This window comes from Ruminococcus sp. RTP21358st1_G6_RTP21358_211008, assembly GCF_040908885.1.
GTDB classification, from domain to species: domain Bacteria; phylum Bacillota; class Clostridia; order Lachnospirales; family Lachnospiraceae; genus Blautia_A; species Blautia_A faecis.
In genome coordinates this window covers 1-17257 of the sequence record NZ_JBDGDM010000071.1, presented here as the reverse complement: position 1 = coordinate 17257, position 17257 = coordinate 1, and the positions used below count along the sequence as shown (strand labels likewise).

At 39.2% G+C, this 17257-nt stretch carries 20 protein-coding genes; 19 read left to right on the top strand and 1 reads right to left on the bottom strand.

Annotated elements, in window-relative coordinates:
• The 13 genes from AB5Z12_RS19325 to AB5Z12_RS19265 all read left to right on the top strand — a co-directional run.
• A partial coding sequence (locus tag AB5Z12_RS19325; protein WP_368368741.1) for a hypothetical protein occupies window positions 1-2234 on the top strand: 2234 nt, incomplete at its 5' end.
• Window positions 2235-3151: 917 nt separating this feature from the next.
• On the top strand, window positions 3152-3469 hold the full coding sequence (locus tag AB5Z12_RS19320) for a helix-turn-helix domain-containing protein (protein ID WP_368357532.1): 318 nt from the start codon (window positions 3152-3154) through the stop codon (window positions 3467-3469).
• Between the two features lie 59 nt (window positions 3470-3528).
• Window positions 3529-3987, top strand: a complete 459-nt coding sequence (locus AB5Z12_RS19315; RefSeq protein ID WP_173771184.1) for a hypothetical protein — start codon at window positions 3529-3531, stop codon at window positions 3985-3987.
• A 505-nt stretch (window positions 3988-4492) separates the two neighbouring features.
• Window positions 4493-4657, top strand: a complete 165-nt coding sequence (rd, locus tag AB5Z12_RS19310) for a rubredoxin (protein ID WP_005608410.1) — start codon at window positions 4493-4495, stop codon at window positions 4655-4657.
• Window positions 4658-4734: 77 nt separating this feature from the next.
• On the top strand, window positions 4735-5169 hold the full coding sequence (locus AB5Z12_RS19305) for a bacteriohemerythrin (protein WP_118579835.1): 435 nt from the start codon (window positions 4735-4737) through the stop codon (window positions 5167-5169).
• 179 nt (window positions 5170-5348) lie between these two features.
• Window positions 5349-5537 (top strand): CatA-like O-acetyltransferase, encoded by a 189-nt coding sequence (locus tag AB5Z12_RS19300; RefSeq protein ID WP_306467787.1) that lies wholly within the window; start codon window positions 5349-5351, stop codon window positions 5535-5537.
• Window positions 5538-5800: 263 nt separating this feature from the next.
• A complete protein-coding gene (locus AB5Z12_RS19295; protein ID WP_118579832.1) occupies window positions 5801-6142 on the top strand; it encodes a DUF3848 domain-containing protein in 342 nt (113 codons plus the stop codon).
• Entirely contained in the window at window positions 6139-6639 is a 501-nt protein-coding gene (locus AB5Z12_RS19290; RefSeq protein WP_368366399.1) for a JAB domain-containing protein, read from the top strand. The genes AB5Z12_RS19295 and AB5Z12_RS19290 overlap by 4 nt, the downstream gene beginning before the upstream one ends.
• 28 nt (window positions 6640-6667) lie before the next feature.
• A complete protein-coding gene (locus tag AB5Z12_RS19285) occupies window positions 6668-7600 on the top strand; it encodes a DUF932 domain-containing protein (protein ID WP_368366398.1) in 933 nt (310 codons plus the stop codon).
• Window positions 7601-7752: 152 nt separating this feature from the next.
• The gene (locus AB5Z12_RS19280) at window positions 7753-8697 is read left to right on the top strand and encodes a YqaJ viral recombinase family protein (RefSeq protein WP_368366396.1); all 945 of its coding nucleotides are present in this window, start codon (window positions 7753-7755) and stop codon (window positions 8695-8697) included.
• 15 nt (window positions 8698-8712) lie between these two features.
• Window positions 8713-9417 (top strand): hypothetical protein, encoded by a 705-nt coding sequence (locus AB5Z12_RS19275; protein ID WP_368368740.1) that lies wholly within the window; start codon window positions 8713-8715, stop codon window positions 9415-9417.
• Window positions 9418-9560: 143 nt separating this feature from the next.
• Window positions 9561-10475, top strand: a complete 915-nt coding sequence (locus tag AB5Z12_RS19270; protein WP_368368739.1) for a DUF5688 family protein — start codon at window positions 9561-9563, stop codon at window positions 10473-10475.
• A complete protein-coding gene (locus AB5Z12_RS19265) occupies window positions 10475-11089 on the top strand; it encodes a recombinase family protein (protein ID WP_368368738.1) in 615 nt (204 codons plus the stop codon). The genes AB5Z12_RS19270 and AB5Z12_RS19265 overlap by 1 nt, the downstream gene beginning before the upstream one ends.
• Window positions 11090-11185: 96 nt before the next feature.
• Here AB5Z12_RS19265 and AB5Z12_RS19260 read toward each other — a convergent pair whose 3' ends face one another.
• Entirely contained in the window at window positions 11186-12850 is a 1665-nt protein-coding gene (locus tag AB5Z12_RS19260) for a hypothetical protein (RefSeq protein ID WP_368356866.1), read from the bottom strand.
• Window positions 12851-13289: 439 nt separating this feature from the next.
• On the opposite strand from AB5Z12_RS19260, the gene AB5Z12_RS19255 reads away from it, so the two are divergent.
• From AB5Z12_RS19255 to AB5Z12_RS19230, 6 genes are all read left to right on the top strand, one after another.
• Entirely contained in the window at window positions 13290-14129 is an 840-nt protein-coding gene (locus AB5Z12_RS19255; protein WP_368356865.1) for a hypothetical protein, read from the top strand.
• Window positions 14119-15180, top strand: coding sequence for a hypothetical protein (locus AB5Z12_RS19250; RefSeq protein WP_368356864.1), 1062 nt, complete (start codon window positions 14119-14121; stop codon window positions 15178-15180). Before AB5Z12_RS19255 ends, AB5Z12_RS19250 begins: the two co-directional genes overlap by 11 nt.
• A complete protein-coding gene (locus AB5Z12_RS19245) occupies window positions 15174-16193 on the top strand; it encodes an ATP-binding protein (protein ID WP_368356863.1) in 1020 nt (339 codons plus the stop codon). The genes AB5Z12_RS19250 and AB5Z12_RS19245 overlap by 7 nt, the downstream gene beginning before the upstream one ends.
• Window positions 16194-16213: 20 nt before the next feature.
• Complete coding sequence (locus AB5Z12_RS19240) at window positions 16214-16459, top strand: hypothetical protein (RefSeq protein ID WP_368356862.1); 246 nt, start codon at window positions 16214-16216, stop codon at window positions 16457-16459.
• A gap of 66 nt (window positions 16460-16525) precedes the next feature.
• Complete coding sequence (locus AB5Z12_RS19235) at window positions 16526-16723, top strand: excisionase (RefSeq protein ID WP_173729208.1); 198 nt, start codon at window positions 16526-16528, stop codon at window positions 16721-16723.
• A 67-nt stretch (window positions 16724-16790) separates the two neighbouring features.
• Window positions 16791-17257: integrase DNA-binding domain-containing protein (locus AB5Z12_RS19230; protein WP_368368737.1), on the top strand; the 467-nt coding region annotated here is incomplete at its 3' end.

The following is a 17257-nucleotide window of genomic DNA, read 5'->3' as shown; positions in this document are numbered from 1 at the left end:
CTGCACTTGCGAAAGCTGCTAATATTCTGCTAAGGGCATTTTTTTCACCTGTGGGTGCAGAATGCCTTAATTTAGGCGGGTATTTTCTCGGAGGAAAAGGGATAATAGAGAAGAAGCCGTATGCAAAAATTAATATTGTGGAGCTTGCAAGGAATCTGGAAATTTATTATCGGGAGACAAAGGGGCGTAATAATAGTAAGGAACTAAAAAGACTTGGAAAAAAGAGCGGGATATGTGTTAAGAACGGAGAACTATGTATTTACAATGAGAATAAATTTGATTTAGAAGGAATTGAAGACAAAATTAATGATAACGGCATAATCATGCTTCCATATAGCGAAGGCAAAGCATGTGAGGGAGATTCTGCGAAAGAGCAGAAAATAAGAAAGGATATTCCAACACTGACCGGATATAACCAGGAATCATTATGTAAACTATGTCCTCTGTTAAATGACTTTGTTAATGGAGAAGACATACATTATGATCAGGAGTTCCTTCTTGTGACCAGTCTGGTACATATAAAAGGTGGAAAAAAATTATTTTTTGATAATTTGCAGAAACGTACTGGTAAATGGAACCATACTTTAAACCAGAATAGAAAACATAATATATTAAATGGCAGCCCTATGTACTGTGAAAATTCAAAGACAACCTGTCCATATTATAATAACTGTAAAGGTAAATCCCTCTATGACAAAGCAAGCAGGAAAATCAGAAAATTAGAAAATACAGAGGTTTTTTACAAAATTGATAAATGTGTATCTGTGCTTAAAAAAATGCTTGAGGAAGCGGTAGCTGCCAGAAATGCAGATATCCACATTATAAAAGCACAGACGGCTTTAGGAAAAACGGAACAGTACGCTGAGATTGTAAAAAACTGGATAGGTAAGAAATTTATCATAGCAGTGCCTACAATCAAGCTGCAGCGTGAGGTGGCTGAAAGAATAGAAGCCAAAGGTGTTGAGTGTGAAATAACAGAAAGTATGTATACCAAGATTGCACAATTAGGTCTTCCGGATTTAGAGGAGAAACTTAACAAGGACTTTTCCAAGGGGTTCACCAAGAGAGGAAAAAAGACCATACTGGAATATAAAAAGGACCATATGGATGAACTATCCCCAAGACAGTTAGAGATATTTAACGAGATACTGAAAAAAAGAAAAATAGGCTACAGCGGAGCGCGGTGTATTGTTACGACACATGCGCTTTTTTTAATGAAAGAATTATACAAAATGCAGGACTATGAAATTATCATTGATGAAGACCTGCTTATGACATTATTTCATTTTACAAGTAGTTTACCGCTGTCAGATATTGAGAAATTATTGGAACTGCCATTTATAGATGCGGATAATAGAGAGCAGCTTGAGAGAATTTTAGAACTGGATAATGAAGAAACCATTCAGGTCAATTTCACCAGTCTGTCAGAATCAGTTTTGGAAAAGCTGTATGAGCAAAGAAATGAGTTTACAGGACCGGTTCCGAAGTTGTTTGATAGTACCCATGTTATCATGTGCAAAAATAAGAAGGAAATTGTGTTTATTAAGAAGTATGATTTCGGAGACTGTAGTAAGATGACTATATTATCAGCAACTGCTGACAGAGCTTTATATGAGGATTACTTCTCTGGAAAAACCATTAATTTCAGAGAAGTATACAAGGCTGAATATAAAGGAAAGGTGCTCCAGTACACGGCACATACTCTCAGCAGAGCTTTTTTCAATAAAAATGGAGGGACAGATGTTCTGGAAGAGATAAAGGAAAAGTATATCGGGGATATTCCGATTATCACCTTTAAAATGCTGGCACCAGACTCAGAAATTCATTTTGGTAAGACGGAGGGATTTAATGTATATCGTGGAATGGATATAGCTGTAATAGGTACACCACATAATTCACCAGTTCTGTATAAAATGGTAGGAGCAATGCTTGGATACGATACAAGTGGCAGCTTACACAGATACCGTGTGGAAAGAGGTGGATATAGTTTCCCTATGATGAGCTACGCTGATAAGAAAATGAGAAATATGCAGCTCTTCTTCATTGAGTCAGAATTGGAACAGGCTGTGGGAAGAGCAAGACTTTTAAGAGAGAATTGTACCGTATATGTTTTTTCTAATTACCCCTGCCAGCAGGCTGAAATTATTGAGAATCCATATCTGAGAGTAAAAACAGAAGAGGATATAGAGAAAAACGAAGATGAAATAATCCAGAATGAGACGATGGAATATTAAGAATAAATTCTTCAGAAACATATATGTGGCGGACTCTGATCGAACAGGGTTGACAGTCATCCCTTAAAATATTATAGGCAACATACTTAAAATGATAATATGGAGAGGAATATACGAATCGGGCACTGCCAGGATTGATACATCTGCCTGGCAGTTAGCCAGAAATATTATAATTTCTGGCTAGGCGGGAATCAGACACTTCGGTTGGACGGAGACATGTCTGGCAGTATCCCGGACATGTGTGTTTGGGAGAGGGCGTATATTTCGTGAAAGAGATGTTGAGAAGGTCACAAATGTCATTGGCATTTGTGACTATTGATTTGCTAAAAGCAATAATATGTTAATATGCGACATGGGTAGAAATGTTTGAAAATTTCAGTGGAAAGGATTGAGGCAAATGCATAAAGACCAGGCTCGCGCGAAGCGATAGAGCCTGGTCACCTAGGCATTTGTCTCAAGACTTTACAGTGAAATTTCTCAAAGATTTCTATCCGTGGAGCTGGTTATATTTAACTTGATAAGAGAAGGCTAATTATAATCTCCCACGAGGTTTTGGCACGATGCGATAGCAGAGTGACAACAACCGAGTCAATAAAACGAGGGCACTGATAATTACATTATTATTAGGCTACTTTTATGGCTAAAGAAATGAAAAAGATTCATCTTCAAATTGTGCAATGGAAGATTATTATATTAGACAAAATAACTCATACATGGTAGAATAAATTTGTTATTATAATTGGTATCAGTAAAACACGATACATAAGAACCGGAACATATCTTCGCTTTAATAAATTTTCTTTTTTTGTATAAATACTTTTTAAAACACAACTAAATACTTGCGTAATATACCTCTAATAAAATGCTGAGATTGAAGGTAAAATAAAACCAGTAATGATGAACGGAGGTGTATTTACTTGCAGATAGAAGAGTATGTTGCTGGGAATATAAAGGATTTATGCAAAAAACGTCATGTGAGTAAATACAGACTGGCACAGCTGACAGGAATTGCACAGTCTTCCCTTGGAAGGATTGTTGCAAATGAGAGTACACCATCATTACAGACGCTTGAAAAGATATGCAGTGCACTGGATGTAACACTGTCTCAGTTTTTCCAGGATGAAAAAGAAAATCATCTGACGGATAAACAGAATGAAGTGATGGAGATATGGAATGATCTGAGTGCTGATGAGCAGGTTGTTGTATTGGCAATGCTCCGAGGACTTAAGAAGTGAGGGAACAGTTCGGACGTATTTGTTTGACTGTTCCATTTTTGTCTGTAAGGAGAAGATGAATGCTGATAGAATGTAAATATTATGACGTTGCAGCTAAGGAAATGGAAGAACTGGATAAGCAGATAGCAGAAGAATCTGAGAATCTTTCTGAAGGAGAATTACAGCTGGAAAATGACCGGAGAGATTTTCAGTTAGCAGAAATTATCAGAAGCTTTAAAGAGAAGGAAAAAATGAAAGAGATTGTTCCTGATCCCGAGAAGATTGCTTTGTTTATCAGACTGCAGAGAGCTTCGATGGAACTGGCTAAGTTATTGGAATTGAACATTGTGACCATGAAAAAAGATGATGATACCTATGGGTATATTGAATTATCTTATGGAATTTCCTGGATTCTTTCAGATTCTCCGAAGATGTGTAAAAAGACAATGGCAATGTTATATGAGAATGCAGATCAGATTTGTTCTGAGGTAAAGGATAACTGTGTTGTACAAAGGTTTGAGTTCGAATTGGAGAAATAGTAACGATAGTGGCAATATCTTTGACTGCAAGGTATAATATTACCACAAATTCTTTAGGTTAGAATCGATGATGGAGTAAACGAAAAAGCAGTTTTGACATTTCAGTGAACTGCCCCTTCGTTTACTCCATTTTCGATTTGACCTAATTGAACAAAGTGAGCGTCCGAGTAGCTACTACCTATGGACTTTTAATCTTTTGTTCAATCGGAATTTGGAGGAATATATATGGCAAATTCATATAGGATAATGAATGATGCTACATGAGAAAGAGCAATGCACTGTCAGATTTTCAGAAATAGTGTAGAACCAGTCTTTTTCGTAACATTTTAGTCAGATATTACTGAATTTAAAATGCACAAAATAAAAATAATAACAATTACTATTATTGACACAATAGAAAGTATCATGTATAATACAGACATACATAAAAAAGCAACAAAATACTGAAAAATTCAGTAGGAATCTATTAACAAAATGAATCAACATTGAAAAGGAGAAAATAACTATGAAAAAATATGAATGTGAACCATGTGGCTATATTTATGATCCGGCAGTAGGCGATCCAGACGGAGGTATCGCTCCAGGAACCGCATTTGAGGATATTCCAGATGACTGGGTATGCCCGATATGTGGATTAGGAAAAGATGTTTTTGTTCCTGTAGAAGACTAAGCAGAAAATGCAGGTGTGAAACTGACAGACACAAAAAAATCCCAAGAGAACATATAAAAAGAAATGGAGACCAGATTATGACTTACGATTTAAATATTACCTTTGATGACAATTTAGTAACAGGAAATGAAACAATTGATACCCAGCATAAAGAATTGATCGACCGTATCCAGAACTTTGTAACTGCCTGTCAAAATGGCGACAGCAAAGTAAAAGCAATCAAAATGCTGGATTATCTGGATGAATATACTGACTTTCATTTCAAAGAAGAGGAAAAGCTTCAGGAAAAATCCGGTTATCCAGAGCGTGAAAACCATCATGAAAAACATGAAGAGTTTAAAAAGACAATTCAGGAACTGCATGAATACCTTCAGGATTATGAAGGACCAACTGATCGGTTCAGTGAACTTGTACAGAAGAATGTGATTGACTGGCTGTTTGGACACATTAAAACATATGACCGCTCTGTAGCAGAATTTATCTTTATGAGAGAAAATCCAAAACGATACTAAAATAAAACAGGGAAGGTGTTCCCTCAGAGAATTCAGACAAAAGGGTGAATATTTCTATGATGGATAACCTTAGAGAATACTGTGTCAATGCTAAGAAGATTACAAATAAACAAGAACCCTATTTCACAGGCCCATTTGGGAATGATATTTTTCAATGTTCCCCTAGCTGCGAATAAAATATGTACATGTTTCTCATACAAATTCAGCTAAAAAATAATACCACACCTTTATTGGACTGGGGAAAGTATTGGGAAAAAGATGTAAGGATAATGGTGCCTATATCTGTACAGACTCATTACTCATTTATTGATGGAATTCATATTGGTGAGTTTGTAGATTCATTAGAAAAATATTTTGCAAGTTTTTAACAATCAAGTTCCAGTTTGTGGAATTGGAGTAGTGTAAAAACAAGTTCAAAATTTCAATTACATATTATAATTATGAAAAAGCAAAGGCTGAAACATTCCTTTGCTTTTTTCATGTCCAAATATATCAGAGAAAGGAGTTATGCCAATGGATTTTTCATGGGAGCTGTTATTTGAACTGCTGGGTAAGGTTGCAGATACAATCGGTAATGTTCTCGGCGGCACAAAGAAAGATTGAGAAAAACGAAAACAGGAGGTGATGAAAAATGGGAGAGGATGAAATTGTAAGGCTGTTCAATGCCAAGATCAAGCTGGAACGGAAGCAGTATAAGAAGCGAGTATTACAGTTAGCCCCAGAGAGGATTTACCAGAGGGCGTATCAGATCAACTGCCGGGAGAATATTGCAGAGACTTTGCTGGAAAAGAGCGGTGAGATGAAATCAGAGGTCCTGCGCTGTCTCCTGGTCCTGCCAAATGTGATCCAGTTCTTTTATGCCAGGTGGATGGGAAAAGGAGATTCTTTCCAGCTGGAACTGGAAAACAGCATGGATACCGGGATCAAGGAAATTGGTCTGCTCCTGGAGCAGGAAGAAACGGAGGCAGCATGAAGAAGAGAGTCATGTGTGTACATACGGAGCTGGTAAGAGAAAGCTCCGTATTATTCGAAGGGAAAGATGGAAACACAGGTATTACAACAACGGAGGAGGCTGCAGGTTTTGCAGCCTCTTTTTTCGGCAAGCAGGATAAGGAACTGCTCTATGTGTGCGCTGTGAATGGGGAACTGGAGCCTGTATTAATGGAACTGGTTGCGAAAGGCAGTAAAAATGTGTGCTATGCAGAACCGGTAGATATATTTAAGTCAGCAATCCTGGCGAATGCATACGGCATCTTCTGTTTTCATAACCACCCGGGAGGAAGGGCAAAAGCGAGTAAGGAAGATATAGACCTGACTGCAAGGCTGGAAGCCTGCGGTGTCATGCTGGGGATTCCGTTGCTGGACCATATTATTATCAGCAGCCAGGGAGAAGTTTACAGCATAAAAGAACAGGACGAGGAAAAGCTTAACGAAACCATGAACAGGATGTTTGATAAAAAGAACGAATAAAAATCAATGGAAAAAGGAGAATGAAATTATGGCTGCAGAAGTTGAAACAATGTTTTATACAAGAGAAAAACCATGGCACGGACTGGGAACCCTGGTGGCAGAAGCACCGGAATCAAGGGAAGCACTGCGGATTGCCGGGCTGAACTGGAAAGTCCTCCAGGAACCTGTCTATACGGAGAATGACGAGCTGATCCAGGGCTATAAGGCAAATGTAAGAGATTCTGACAGAAAGATATTAGGCGTGGTCACAGACCGCTACAAGGTCATCCAGAATGAGGAAGCCTTTGCATTTACAGATGCCCTGTTAGGAGAGGGCGTGCGCTACGAAACAGCAGGCTCCCTGCAGGAGGGGAGAAGGGTGTGGCTGCTTGCAAGACTTCCAAGGGAATATATCATTGCCGGCGAGCGTATCAGCCCATACATGGTATTTTCCAATACCCATGACGGTTCCGGTGCGGTGAAGACTGCGCTTACCCCTATCCGTGTAGTATGCAATAATACCCTGAATTTGGCTCTGCGCACAGCAAAGCGGAGCTGGTCTATGATCCACACAGGGGATATCAGCGGAAAGATTGAGGAAGCCAAGAACACCCTTTTCCTGGCTGATGAGTATATGTCTGCGCTTGGAAAAGAGTTTGAAAATTTAAGGAAAATTCAGCTGTCTGAAAAACAGGTCATGGATTACATTGAGATTCTGCTTCCGGTAGAAGAAAATTTTACCCCACAGCAGAAGCGTGGCATTGAAAGACTGAGGGAAGACATGAGAATGCGCTACTTTGACGCACCCGATCTGAAAGACGTAGGAAACAATGGCTACCGTTTTGTCAATGCAGTATCGGATTTTGCAACCCATTCTACCCCAAGAAGAAAGACTGCAAATTACAAAGAGAATATCTTTGCCAGAACCGCAGACGGAAATCCGCTGATCGACAGGGCATATCAGATGGTGCTGGCAGCATAAGGGAAAGCAGATGAAAATAATTCAGTCTGGCAGGAGGCAAGGATGAAGATTTTTGAGATCATAACAGGTATTTGTATCCTGGTATTTGATGTTTTGGTAGTTGTAAACCAGTTCAGGAAAGTAATAGATATTTTTACAGGGGAGAATGCAGAATGAAAAATATTATGATTCCGACAAAAGATTTAACAAGGGAAGAGTGGCTGGAACTTCGCAGAAATGGTATCGGAGGCTCTGATGCTTCAGTGGTGATGGGGAAGAATCCCTGGCGTTCCATCCAGCAGCTGTGGGAAGACAAGACTGGCAAAACACCGGTGCAGGAGAACTCCAATGAGTATACATACTGGGGCAATGTGATGGAGGGGATTATCCGTAAGGAATTTATGAACCGTACAGGTCTGAAGGTACGGCAGAAACATTTTATGATGTTCCATCCGCAGTTTTCATTCATGTTTGCGGATGTGGATGGAATTGTCACTGACGAGCAGGGGGAAAAATGTATTTTTGAAGCCAAGACTGTCAGTCAGTATCGGGAGGATGAATGGAAGAATGGAAAGATTCCTACAGAGTACATGATGCAGGTCCAGCATTACCTGGCAGTCTGCAATATGCAGAAAGCGTACATTGCGGCTCTGATCGGCGGCAACCATTTTATATATTATACGATCTTGCGTGATGAAGAGATGATTGCTGATCTGGTCTATGCAGAGAAAAAGTTCTGGGAATATAACGTAAAGTGCGATATCCGCCCGGAGATAGATGATTCTGAGGCAACGAAAGAGTTTCTGGACAGAAAGTATAAGGAATCCGTGAAGGACAGTGTCCCGCTTGACCGTTCCCTGGTGAAAGTCCTGGAGGAATATCAGGATGTAAGTGACCAGCTGAAGGATATGGAGAAGCGGAAAACAGGTCTCTCCAATCAGCTGAAAGCGGCTCTAGGGGAGCATGAAGAGGGAAAATTTGACAATGGGCAGATCGTACGCTGGAAACGGATTGAGAAGAATTTACTGGATTCTAAGAGGTTAAAAGCAGAGAAGCCGGAGATTTATAACCAGTATACCAGTGTAAATGCTTACCGTACCCTGTCCATTGCATCTTAAAGGGGGGCTGGTACTATGGCTGTGGAATCGAAGATAAGAAGCTTACATGCAGATGAAATCGAATGCAGGGTAGGTAGTATCGGTGAGAAAGGAATCTCGCTTCTGTTATATAAGAATGCAAGGGTAGACCAGGCAATCCTGGATGAAGCCTTTGGCATATATGGCTGGCAGAGAAGCCATATGATGATTGGAAATTCCCTGTACTGTACCGTGAGTATCTGGGACCCGGAGAAAAAGACCTGGATATCCAAGCAGGATGTGGGAACAACAGGGGATTTTGAAAAGGAGAAAAGTGCTGCTTCGGATTCGTTCAAAAGAGCATGCGTGAATCTGGGAATTGGAAGGGAGCTGTATACGGCTCCCTTCATTTTTATCCCAGCCAGTAAAGTGGTGGTTACAGAGAAAGACCAGAAGAAGGTTGTGAAAGATAGTTTTAGTGTAAGTGCAATCACTATTTCGACAGATAAGGTCATTACAGGGATTTCGGTTATCAATCAGAAGAAAGCGGAGGTTTTCAGATGGGGAAACTTAAACGCTGCAGAGAAGAATAATGGAGATGCAAACGAGGAATGGCAGGAACTGTACAGGGAGCTGGAAAGGACGAAGGTGCCAGAGGAACAGATTTTAAAGCGGTATGGTGTTAAGTCTCTTTCCGAACTGGATGAGGTATCAAGGAAAAGAGCACTGAATGGACTGAAACGAACAAAATCAGCCGCCTGATTATGGGCGGCTGATCGAGAAGCTGGAAATTGTAGATATGGGATGACGCAGCATTTAGTTATGTCAGACCCAAGAAAAAATGTACGGCAGTCAGAAGTACCGCTGCGGAGCTACAAAGAGTAAAAATAACGGAGGAATTGCAGATGGATTACATGGAATTTAAAAATCAGATGTTAGCAGAGATAGAGGAACGCCTTACTGAAAAAGAATATGCCTGTTATGAACCGGCAGATGGCAATATGCTGGAAGAAAGTCTGGTGATCCAGGAAGGAAACGAGCTGATAAGATTTGGTGCGACTACGACAAGCATGTACCGGGCTTATAAATCCGGTTACAGTATAAAGCAGATCGCAGAAGAAATCATAAGGGAAAAAGAGGCACATAAGGAAATCAAGGGGCTGGAAAAGATCAGAATGCTTGATGATTATGAGCGTGTGAAGGAAGACTTATATATTCGTATTGTCAGTACAAATAAAAAAGTGACAGTACTGGAACGAGGAATTTACAGAAAGATTGGGGATATCATTTTGGGGGTGTATCTGCGGATAAATGAGGATGATGGAAAACTGTACACAACACTGATAGACAATACTTATCTGGATAAGTGGGAGCTGTCAAAAGAAGACGTTTTGGAGCAGGCTATGGATAATACCGTGAAAATGGCACCGCCAAGATTTTATGACGGTATGCAGCTGAAGCTCTCTATCCTTACTGGCAGATATGGTGGAATTCCCATAAAAGAATTCAGTCCTACGGAGAATGAGAGAAGATATGGCTGTTTTCTAAGCACGGATAAAAAAACGAATGGTGCGACGGCTGTGTTCTATCCAGGGGTAGCAAGAAAGATATGTGAGGCGTATGGCACAGAAGCTGTTTATATTGTACCAACCAGTATCCATGAAGTAGCAATACACGACATCAGATACACGGAGGATGTGGAGATGCTGTCAAAGTGCCTGGAAGCTGTAACGGAGGACTCAACGCCAGAGGATGAAGTGGCAAGCAGCCATATTTTTATGTATGAGTTGAAAACAGATAAGATTACCGAGGTAATGTGATGGAATACGGTTATGCAAGAGTCAGTTCTACAGAGCAGAACCTTGACCGCCAGGTTCTTGCCCTGCAGGAATATGTAAAGCCAGAGAATATTGTAATGGACCGGCAGTCCGGGAAAAACTTAAACCGTCCTGGCTATAATGCCTTAAAAGGAATATTTGGTCTGCGCCCAGGGGATGTTTTATACATAGTGAGCCTGGACCGTCTCAGCAGGAACAAGGAAGACATCAAGAATGAGATCGCCTGGTTCAAGGCGCATAAGGTAAGGCTGATGATCTTAGACCTCCCAAGTTCCATGGTGCAGGTACCGGAGAACCAGGAATGGATTATTGATATGATACAGAATATCCTTATAGAAGTACTGGCTTCCATGGCAGAGCAGGAGCGACTGATGATCCGCAAGCGGCAGAGGGAAGGAATCGAAGCCGCAAAGAAGAAAGGCAGGCACCTGGGACGTCCTTATCTGAAAGTGCCCGATAATTTTGAAGAGGTGTATGCCGAGTGGAAGTCTGGAGCAATCACAGCCAGAGCAGCACAAAAGAAACTTGGAATGTCCAGTGCGAGTTTCTATCGTATGGTGAAAAAGCAGCAAGCGGCTGAATCAAAAGGTGTGTGATTTTTGCTACATGTATCAAATGTAGAAACCGAGATTTTGAGAGACCAGATAAGGGGGCTTATCTGGTCTCTCGTAAGGTAGAGGTTGTGAGTCTGTTTAAAAGTTAGACTTTAATTTGTGGTATTTGGAAAGTGCAAGTGCTAAATGTGAGGGAGAACCGAAAATGGATAATACTCCTGTCTGTGCAAGTTCATTATATGAATTTATATAACATTTGTTGAAGCTTTCCAAATCAAGGTGGAGTTGTTGAATAATCGGAAGAACATCGTTACCAGCTAATGTCTTTGCATAAAAATTGAGAGGAGGATTGTTCAAGGTCCCTGGGCTATTCACTTTCATAAAAACGGGAAATTTGTTCTTATTTTTTAAGTTATGCCAATCGTCAGTTAGTTTTTTTGTATATGCTGGAAAAAAATGTTTTATATCATATATAATGTCTTGTAAGAAAATTTTTTTTAAATGATAATGTTCTTTTAGCCTTGAATACTGTGAATCTAATTCGGAAATTAGCTTATCGGTGTAGGTAGTAAGCATATTATGAATAAGCTTAATATGCTCTGAACAAGCAATGGAATCTACATCACAATATTGTGAAAGTTCGTTAAATTCATTATTTAGTTCATTTTCTAGGTGTTTAGAGTTTTGTGCTACAAAATTTTTTTGATCGGAAAGGGATTGGTCAATGTAATTATATTTCTCTTGAAGAGAAAAGGAAGCGTGCGCCAAATACTTGATTAATTTTTTTAGATCTAAAAGTAATTCTCTATTCCATATATTAGTATTTTTTATGTAATTCTCTACAAGATGGAGTTCACGCTCTGTAAACCTACAAAAAGTTTCATGAGGATATAAATTCTTTATTTCTTCAGTTGATGAAGCGTCTGGGAAGTGCTTTATATGATTTTCTAATAAGGCATTAATATCAAGATAAATTTCGGGAGTAGCGTAATCGCTTATAAGGGTAGCTGTTAAGGTTTGAACTGATCTGTATAATAAAGTTTGATGGTAAGAGTTATCCTGTGCGTAGGTAGTATAAAGAAAATCTAGATTCTTGAAAAAAGGAGCAGCAAGGTATTTATCTGCCCAGCTGGTTAAAATGTCAATGAAAGTATCCTTGGAAAAGTGTATATGCATATCGGACTTTTGGTTATCAATAAAAAAATCGGTGTCAGAATCATCTGAAAAAATAATTTTTTTATTATTGGTATAGGTATCAGTGAGTTCTGCCAGAAATTTATTCATAGAAAAAGTGGAATCATGGAAGCATTGATAAACGGCATATACAATTGCAGAAAAAATGGGCATGAAATTTAAAGGGATTTTCCACGTAAAGTCGGTTGTAAGATAAGCGGCTTCGGTAAAATACGCGGTTGGGATAGAAAATGTAGTTTCATCAGATGCCTCTTTTTCAAAATAATCAGTAGATTTAGTTAAGGTTAAGATTTGGTGCGAACTAAAGTAATTGAGAACTAACCTTAAAACTGGAATAAATGTTTCGGGTACAACATAGTCGGATAAATACCAACTAATCATTGAATGAGTCTTAGATTCGCAATAGGTTGCTATATTAAGGGCTGGATTGTTTAAGCTATAAAAAGAGTGAAGATACAGTAAATGTTTAAATGATGAAAATGCTTTAGCAGCAGTTTGAGGAGAACAAGGCATTAGTTTTTTGTGGTAGTCGTTGATGGTTGATTCGTCAGTTATTATTGAAGAGTTTAAAAAACTTTTTTCAAATTTGTCTAAAGTCAAATCGTTCATAGATACCCCCCATAAAAATAAACTTTATGTTATTAGTATAAAATAAGCCCATTTTTTTGGCAATAGAAGAATAAAAAATGAGGAAAAACGTTCATTTTGCTATAAAAAATTGTTGGTATTGCAAAAACTTGGGCAATGTGATTGTAAAAAAATTAATATTATAGCATAAGTACAATGGAAATGCAAATTTAAATTAAGAGGTTTAGAAGTTTTTTTTTGAAATGGTATTGTGGATGACCTATTATAACTTACGAAGGAGAAATCCAAAGCGCTAAATCTTCTGGTGCCAGATTCTTAGCAGAAAGGATGGAGAAGGCTCAGAGCGGTTGCAAACGTTCTGAGTGTTAATTGAAATCCTAGGTGACTCTGAAAAAAGTAATCTATCGTTAATTGAGTACGGCTTAGTTAATGAGCTACAAATTTTTAGGAGGTATTTAAAATGGAAGGTAATAATGAAGTAAGGCGGTGTGGACTCTACAAAGAGAATGGAGAGACTCGGTATGGAGTTTTGGATTCCCATAATATAGAAAATGAATTAAAGTATGAGGACGTGAATACTCAAGTTAGCCAACAGCCTAGTGCACAATTGGAAGGGCAATCATATGGTATGTTACCTGTGGTTTCTGGAGGTATGCAGTTTGCTCCGCAATATGTTGATCAGTGGTATAAAGCTGGGTTCAGTACATGGGAACATAGCATCAATAAAGCCACGGACAGAGAATACCATAGAGAAATCAAGAACATGGACTTAGAGTTCAGAGAAAAGCAATGGGAGCAGGAAGACAACCGGGATCAGAGGAGACAGGAAGACGCGCTAGCAAGATGTGAAGTTGCTGAGATTGATGCAAATGGAGAAGTACATATAAAAACCGAGAATTTGACTATTGAGTCCAGCCCAAGAAGGGGAACTAATTTTAGGTGTGTAGATACGAAGATTTATGTTAATGCAGCTAATCCATATGAGAAGATTATGCGCCTGTCTTTGAAATTGACTACGGGGACAATCGGTACGGAAGAAACTGAGGTGTTCCTTGATTTGAGAAAGTGTGAGAAGGGCGGATATATTGATAAAAAATTAGAGGCGGCTGGTGCTGTTATATATGCAAAGTCGGAATCTAAGAAAAAAGAATATGCCAGAATGATCATTGCTTGTATTGTTCAGAACTGTACTCAGACAATAACAGCTCCAAAGAATCGCGGCTGGTATAGGGTTAAGGATACACTTAGATTTTATGATGAAGAAAATACATGGAAGGCGGTAGTGGAGTATGCAAAATAAATGGCTGATTGAGACAATTGCAGAATTGGCATTTGTGCAGGAACCCATAAGATTTTATGGCTATGGAATGGAAAAGGGAATCATTCTTATTGCAGATGATGATGAAAGTGCGTTGATTATTAAGTCTATGTTGGAGGCACACCTGGAGGCGGTTGGAGTAAAACTCAGAGGCAGGAATGAGAATCAACCTTTGAATTATCAAATGGGTGTGCATGTGTACAATAGACTTGATGATGAAAGGAAAACGTTGGATTTCCTGGAAGAGCAGAGGTTTCTTCCTATAGTTATTACTGGTGGCAAAATTCCTGAAGTACTGATAGGAAGAGGATATGCTTTTAGATGTACGATGAACGAGAAGGAATTTATGGAAGCTGGGAAGAAGTATGAGAAATTCACAGACTTTACGAAGCGAGAAGTTTGTGGAGTATGTGACTTAATAAAACGGATTAGAAAGTTTTCAGATATGTTGGAAGATCCGCAGAAAAAGTATCAGAAGTACCAGAAGATTGTTAAAAACCTTATAACGGTAGTTCTCATTTGGAAGGCAATTTATAGGGAACATGGAATTGCGGAAGAAGAAATAAGTGAAGAAATAGATTGGCTTAAGGGACAGATATGGAGCTCAATTGAAACGATGGATCGTCATGAAGGAATGTACGATGTTCAAGATGTTGTAAGAAAATGCTTTATGGACCAGGTCTCAAAAGGTGAAATTGAGATTCGCCCATTGTTAGGAAACTCTGCCGTTGACGAAATCAAGAATCATATTTTATATGATGATGATTTTTACTATGTGACAGATTCAACATTGAGAACGATATGTGCGCCACTTTTAGCAACGGTATCATTTGTTCAGCTGAAAAATGAGATGGTTAAATCGGGCATGGTTGACTGTAATGACGGAAACCTAAAAAATTTTACGAAAAAGAAGCTGATATGGCGTTCTTACGGTTGGCAGGAGCGTGTCCGCCTTATATGGATAAAGAAGGAGACGTTAATGACAGATGAAGGACTCTTACTGGAAGATATTGGGGAGGATACAAAATGTTAAAAGTTGGTAGTTTACAGAATGGAACTGATGTGTTTCTTTCCGATAAGTCCCCGAACCGACATATTTCGGTTCTGGGAATAAGCGGATCAGGAAAAACGGTACGGCTTAGAGAGTTGATAAGAAATGTTGTTGAGAATGGAGAAACAGCACTGATATTTGATATTAACGGAACAGACTACAAAGACTGTATCGACAGAGTGAATGTGATTTCTGCCAGAGAGGATGGATTCAACACCAATTTGCTAGAGGTTGGTTCTGACGATGCGGAGAGTGAAATCTGTCATGTTATGAGCATTGTCCAAGTGCTATGCAGAGCATATGGCTTGGGCTGCAAACAGGAGGAAGCGCTGAGAAACGCCATTTTATATGCGGTTCATCATAAAAAAGAGGATGAATCCGAGCTGGTAGCAATAAAAACAGGGTTGCAGATACAAGAGACAACAGTAGCACAGGCGGTAGAAAGCCGCCTGTGGGAGTTTCTCAACATGGACATTGCACGAAAAAATTCATTGGAGCTAAAGAAGGGCTACGCCAATGTGATTTCGATGGAAGGTTTAAGCGCTAAATTGCAGAGAGTGTGGATAGAATTACTACTTGCATTACTCTGGAGAGGGTTACGTACAAGAAAGCTGATTACTAAAGGCCTATGGATTTTTATAGATGAGTTCCAGAATCTTTCTTTGAAAGAGAATTCCGTTCTGTTAGAAATGCTGTGTGAAGCAAGAAAGTATCATGTGAATATTGTGCTGGCTACTCAGTCAATCGCTGGATACAGAAACGATATCAAAGCAGCACTGGATAAAACGGCAGTCCATTTGTATTTCCAGCAGGAGCTAACGGATGCAAAGAAAGTGGCTTCTCTAATAGATGTAAACAAGAAGGGACTATGGGAAAGCAAGCTGAAATCCCTTCAGATTGGAGAGTCTGTTGCAGTAGGATGTTTCCAAGTGAGAGGGAAGACAATTTCGCACCCCATCATTATTAAGTCAGATTTTAAAACAGTTGAGAATTAAGAAAGGACAGGGTAGTTGCTATGAAGAAATCAGACAAAAAGAAGCTTAAAAAGTACATTGACAAAGCACTGGAAAAAGATCGTGAACAGATGGTATACAGTATAATAGAATATTTTGCGGCACAGCAGATAGAAGTATGCAAAGAACCTATAGTATGTGAGAAGCCTGTTACGATAGGTACTTCTCCAAAGAGCGGGCAGCCTGTCAGACGAAAGAAAAAATTTGAAATAGATGATGAAATGCAAAAGGTATTGGATCAGTTTTAAACAAAAAGGACTTAAAGTCTCTAATTGAAAACTCGTAAACTGGATGCAAGAGAGGAGAACCTACCTATGAAAAATGAAGTTGATATTTCCAAGAAATGTTTGCTGACACTGGAAGAAGCTGCTGGTTATACAGGCATTGGAGTGAACAAGTTGCGAGATATGAGTAATGACGAGCGGTGCACCTGGGTTCTTTGGAACGGTGCGCGCAGGATGATTAAGCGAACCAAGCTGGAAGCCTATCTGGATTCAGCATATTCAATCTAAAGAGAAATCCACTGGAACTGTAGGTACTGTTGTCCTACAGTTCCGTCTATGAAAGGGGAAATTTTATATGGCAAAAAGATATGATTCAAGACATCGTTTACTTCGTACTGGCGAATCTGAGAGAGCAGATGGATATTATACATACCGTTGGACGTCGAGATCAGGAAAAAGAAATTCGGTAACAGCGGGCACGCTGGAAGAGCTTCGCGAAAAAGAAGATGAAATTCAAAGAGATGTGTCTGATGGAATACGTGCTGACGCTAAGAATGTGACACTTAACACACTGTATGATTTATGGAAAGAACTGAAGGTGAACCTTAAGCATAATACGTTTTCAAATTATTGCTATATGTATGACCAGTTTGTTGCTGATAACATTGGAATGCTGCCGGTTACAAAGCTGAAACGTTCTGATATAAAGGCATTTTATAACATGCTAGCAGATACAAGGGGCCTGAAGATTGCGACAATAGATAATATTCATACAGTGATACATCAGATTCTGCAGCTTGCTGTTGAAGACAATTACATAAG